Raw genomic sequence first — 4,671 nt, 5'->3', positions numbered from 1 at the left:
GCGGGGACACCACACGCGTCGACCCGGACATCGCACTTCGCAGCGCTGCGCCCCGCCAGCCAAAGCTGACGGGGCGCATTCGCCAACAGCATCCCCTGGTGGGACCGGGGCCGTTCTGGTTGGCGGGTGGGGTGGGCGGTCGGTGGGTGGGGTTAAGAAGACTCGATCAGGTAGCGCTCGTCGGTGATCTCCCGGCCCCAGAGGGTCGGGTCCGTGAGCGGGTGGACGTTGCCCTCCCCCAGCAGCGCCACGCACTCGGCGGCGGTGAGGCCGGCGCCCGTGGACCAGCGGCCCTCGATCAGGATCAGGCGGCCGTTCGGCTTGAGGAGCGCGCGCCACCGGTCGAGCGCGGCGGCCGGGTCGGGCAGCGCCCAGAGGACGTGCCGGGCCAGCACGACGTCGAAGCTGCCCGGCGGGTACGGCGGGTCGGCCGCGTCGCCCTGGCGGAAGTCGACGCCGGGAGCCTTGGCGCGGGCCGCCGAGAGCATCCGTTCGGAGAGGTCGAGGCCGCTCGCGTGGTGGCCGGCCTCGGCGAGCAACGCGGTGAGGCTGCCCGTGCCGCACCCGAGGTCGACCACCGCGGCGGGAGCGGGTGGGAGCCGTGGGAGGAGCACGTCGGCCCACGCCTGGCGGACGGACGGGTCGCGCAGTCCGTGGTCGGCGTCCTCGTCGAACGTCGCGGCCTGGGCGTCCCAGAACCGGGCTTGGGCGAAGGTGGTCAGCCACGCGCGCTGCTCGTCGGTCTCGGGCACGTCCCGGCCGCGCGCCTCGGAGATCGCCTGCCACGCCGCTTCCGGTGACGCGCCGTCCATGACGAGGAGCGCGCCGGCGAGCAACGAGGAGCGGCCGATCCCGCCCCAGCAGTGGACGACGACGTGCCGGCCCGCGCGCATGTCGCGGAGCACGGGGTCGAGGTCCGGAGTGGTGGCGGGGATGCCGAAGTCCGGGATCGGCAGCCAGTGGAAGGCGATGCCGGCGTCGCGGGCGGCCTCGGGTTCGTCGGTCAGGTCGAGCTCGGCCAGCTCCGTCTCGGTGAGCGCGCACACGATCACCTCCACGCCGGCCGCCGCGAGGTCGGCGATGTGCTGGAGGCCGTAGGGGTGACCCATCGTGCTCAGCACCCCCGGTCTGATCTTGTACATCCCTGTCTCTTCCCCTCGTCGTGTTTCACGTGAAACGGTCGCGGCATGACTGGGAACATCCGCAAGCTCCGCGTCGCCGCCTACGCCGTGATCATCGAAGACGGCCGGCTGCTCCTCTCCCGCTGGCTCGGACCGGACCGGCCGATGTGGATCCTGCCCGGCGGCGGGCTCGACCACGGTGAGGACCCGTACGACGCGGTGGTCCGCGAGGTGTTCGAGGAGACCGGCTACCGGGCGGAGGTGGACCGGCTGCTCGGCATCCAGAACGTCCACGGTCCGCTGGCGCGGGACGGGGTCGACTTGGACTACCACCGCATCCGGATCATGTACGAGGCGCACGTCGTCGGCGGCGAGCTGACGTTCGAGGTCGGCGGGAGCACGGACCAGGCGGCGTGGTTCCCGCTCGAGGAAGTGCCGGGGTTGGATCACGTCGAGTCGGTCGACTACGCGTTGGAGCTCCTCCGGGTGCTTCCCAAGGACGGTCGGATTGAAAGTTTCACGTGAAACGCGACTCGGATTTGGCGTGTCGCCGGGGTGATCCGTCATAGTGGGGACCGGCACATCTCGTGGGGCTCATCGCCTCCTTGGCGAGACGCCCAACCCCATCGCCCACACCCGGCCGCCGCCGGCGTCTGGTGTGGTTTCACGTGAAACGTCCCGGACGGAGACATGGCCGCAGAGGTGGAAGACCGCGCGAAGAAGGTCTTCGGTGACCACTACGACAAGGCGGTCGCCTTCACGGCACTGCTCACCGAGCACGGCGTCGAACGCGGGCTCATCGGCCCGCGGGAGGTCGACCGGCTCTGGGAGCGGCACATCCTCAACTCGGCCGTCGTGGCGGAGTTGCTGCCCCAGGGCTCACGCGTCGTGGACGTGGGCTCGGGCGCGGGCCTGCCGGGGATCCCCCTGGCGATCGCGCGGCCGGACCTGGAGCTGACGCTCCTGGAGCCGATGGCACGGCGGGTGGCGTGGCTGACCGAGTGCGTCGACGCGCTCGGGCTGAACGTCGCCGTGGTGCGTGGCCGGGCCGAGGAGCCGCCGGTGCGGGAGCAGCTGGGTGACAGCGACGTCGTGACGGCGCGCGCGGTGGCCCCGCTGGAACGGCTGACGCGGTGGTGCCTGCCGCTGCTCCGGCCGGGTGGACGTCTGGTCGCTCTCAAGGGCGAGAGCGCCGCGGAAGAACTGGAACGCGACGCCGAGGCGGTGCGCCGGGCCGGAGGGATCCGACCGCGCGTCATCACCTGCGGTGGCGAAGTACTCGAACTGCCGACGACGGTCGTGCTCGTGGAGCGCGATGAGCAGGCGAGCCGCCGTGAAGGCGCGCGTCGCAGAAGGAAGGATCGGTGAACGTGTACCCCGACCCCCTGCAACCGGTGTTCCAAGCGGCCGGTGTTTCACGTGAAACCGAACCCGAAGGCGTGGTGGGCGCGGGTGAAGTGCTCCGTCCCGCATCCGAGTCGAACTTGGCAGACAACGTGGAACCGGCAGGAGACAGCACCGTGTGGACCCCCATCGCGGAAGAAGCGGCACGCGCCACCCGCGTCCTGCACCCCGACTCCCTCCAACTCCCCCGTCCGGACCGGCGCCGGGTCATGGTGGTCGCCAACCAGAAGGGTGGCGTCGGCAAGACCACGAGCACGGTGAACCTGGCCGCCGCGCTCGCCATCCACGGTCTCAAGGTGCTCGTCATCGACCTCGACCCGCAGGGCAACGCGAGCACGGCGCTGGCCGTCGAGCACCGCTCCGGCACGCCGTCGGTGTACGAAGTGCTGATCGGTGAGCTGTCCGTGGCCGAAGCGGCTCAGGTCAGCAACCAGTCCCCCAACCTGTACTGCGTGCCGGCCACGATCGACCTGGCGGGCGCGGAGATCGAGTTGGTCTCGATGGTCGCCCGCGAGTCGCGGCTGAAGGAAGCGCTGAGCCCCGAGGCGCTGGACTCCATCAAGCCGGACTACGTGTTCATCGACTGCCCGCCGTCGCTCGGCCTGCTGACCGTCAACGCGATGGTCGCCGCGCAGGAGGTGCTGATCCCGATCCAGTGCGAGTACTACGCGTTGGAGGGGTTGGGTCAGCTGCTGCGGAACATCGAGCTGGTGCAGGCGCACCTGAACCCGACGCTCAACGTGTCCACGATCCTGCTGACGATGTACGACGGCCGCACGAAGCTGGCCGACCAGGTGACCAGCGAGGTGCGCGGCCACTTCGGCGACACGGTCCTCAAAACGGTGATCCCGCGCAGCGTGAAGGTCTCCGAGGCACCAGGATTCGGTCAGACGGTGCTCACCTACGATCCCGGCTCACGGGGCGCGATGAGCTACCTCGACGCGGCACGGGAGATCGCCGAGTTCGGCGCGGAGATGGGGTCGGCATGACGGAACAGCGCAAGGGTGGCCTCGGCCGCGGGCTCGCGGCCCTGATCCCGAGCGGCCCACCGCCCGGCACACCGTCGCCGTCGCCGGCGCGGTCGGGTTCCAACGGGTCGGCGAACGGGTCGTCCAACGGGGCGTCCACCCCTGCGCCCTCCCCTGGCCCGACCGGGGAGGTGGCCGGCGCGGTGTACCAGGAGCTGCCGGTCACGGCTATTCGAACGAACCCGAAGCAGCCGCGGCAGGTGTTCGACGAAGAGGCGCTGCGGGAGCTGGAGCACTCGATCCGCGAGTTCGGGCTGATGCAGCCCATCGTGGTGCGGGCGACCGGGACCGACACCTACGAGCTCGTCATGGGCGAGCGGCGGTGGCGGGCGACCCAGCTGGCGGGGTTGAAGACGATCCCGGCGATCGTCCGGCACACGGCCGACGACGTGATGCTGCGTGACGCGCTGCTGGAGAACATCCACCGCGTGCAGCTGAACCCGTTGGAAGAGGCGTCCGCCTACCAGCAGCTGCTGGAGGAGTTCGGGGTGACGCACGAGGAGCTGGCCGACCGGATCGGCCGGAGCCGGCCGGTGGTGACGAACACGATCCGGCTGCTGAAGCTGCCGCTGCCGGTGCAGCGGCGGGTGGCGGCCGGGGTGCTGTCGGCGGGGCACGCCCGGGCGTTGTTGGGGGTCGAGGACCCCGGGGTGCAGGAGGAGCTGGCTGCCCGGATCGTCGCCGAGGGCATGTCGGTCCGGGCTACCGAGGAAGCGGTGACGCTGGCCAAGGGCGCGGAGCCGGCCAAGGCGAAGGCCGTGCGGCGCAAGCCGATGCAGGCGCCCGGGTTGCAGGAGCTGGCGGAGCGGTTGTCGGACAACTTCGACACTCGGGTGAAGGTCGAGTTGGGGCAGCGGAAGGGGCGGATCGTGGTGGAGTTCGGGTCCGTCGACGATCTGGAGCGGATCATTCAGCTCATGTCGCCGGAGGCTGGGCAGAGGGAGCGGTCGGGGCCTGGGTCGGTGTGACGGGTCGGGGCAGGTTCGGGTCGGTGGTCACGCTCAGGTCCGGCTGCTCGGGTCAGGTCCGGCTCGATTTGACATGGGGCCCTTACGGGCACTCCAGGCAGGCCAAAGCCGGCAGGCCCGGCGGGGAAAAGCGTCCCGCCAGGCCTGCCG

At 70.9% G+C, this 4,671-nt stretch carries 5 protein-coding genes; 4 read left to right on the top strand and 1 reads right to left on the bottom strand.

Annotated elements, in window-relative coordinates:
* Positions 1 to 152 precede the first annotated feature (152 nt).
* Positions 153 to 1,142: a methyltransferase domain-containing protein gene (locus ABTZ99_RS44680; protein WP_498771367.1), complete on the bottom strand. Its 990-nt coding sequence runs from the start codon at positions 1,140 to 1,142 to the stop codon at positions 153 to 155.
* Between the two features lie 45 nt (positions 1,143 to 1,187).
* Between ABTZ99_RS44680 and ABTZ99_RS44675 the strand changes: the two genes are divergently transcribed.
* The 4 genes from ABTZ99_RS44675 (at position 1,188) to ABTZ99_RS44660 (ending at position 4,521) form a co-directional block, all read left to right on the top strand.
* Positions 1,188 to 1,646: an NUDIX domain-containing protein gene (locus ABTZ99_RS44675; RefSeq protein WP_498771369.1), complete on the top strand. Its 459-nt coding sequence runs from the start codon at positions 1,188 to 1,190 to the stop codon at positions 1,644 to 1,646.
* 165 nt (positions 1,647 to 1,811) lie between these two features.
* A complete protein-coding gene (gene rsmG, locus ABTZ99_RS44670) occupies positions 1,812 to 2,489 on the top strand; it encodes a 16S rRNA (guanine(527)-N(7))-methyltransferase RsmG (protein WP_498771371.1) in 678 nt (225 codons plus the stop codon).
* Between the two features lie 128 nt (positions 2,490 to 2,617).
* A complete protein-coding gene (locus ABTZ99_RS44665) occupies positions 2,618 to 3,514 on the top strand; it encodes a ParA family protein (RefSeq protein ID WP_170185177.1) in 897 nt (298 codons plus the stop codon).
* The gene (locus tag ABTZ99_RS44660; RefSeq protein ID WP_498771373.1) at positions 3,511 to 4,521 is read left to right on the top strand and encodes a ParB/RepB/Spo0J family partition protein; all 1,011 of its coding nucleotides are present in this window, start codon (positions 3,511 to 3,513) and stop codon (positions 4,519 to 4,521) included. The genes ABTZ99_RS44665 and ABTZ99_RS44660 overlap by 4 nt, the downstream gene beginning before the upstream one ends.
* Positions 4,522 to 4,671: the final 150 nt, after the last annotated feature.

The organism is Actinosynnema sp. NPDC002837 (genome assembly GCF_040295345.1).
Lineage (GTDB): Bacteria > Actinomycetota > Actinomycetes > Mycobacteriales > Pseudonocardiaceae > Actinosynnema.
Note: the sequence above shows the minus strand (reverse complement) of the source record. Positions and strands in the feature narration are given on the sequence as shown.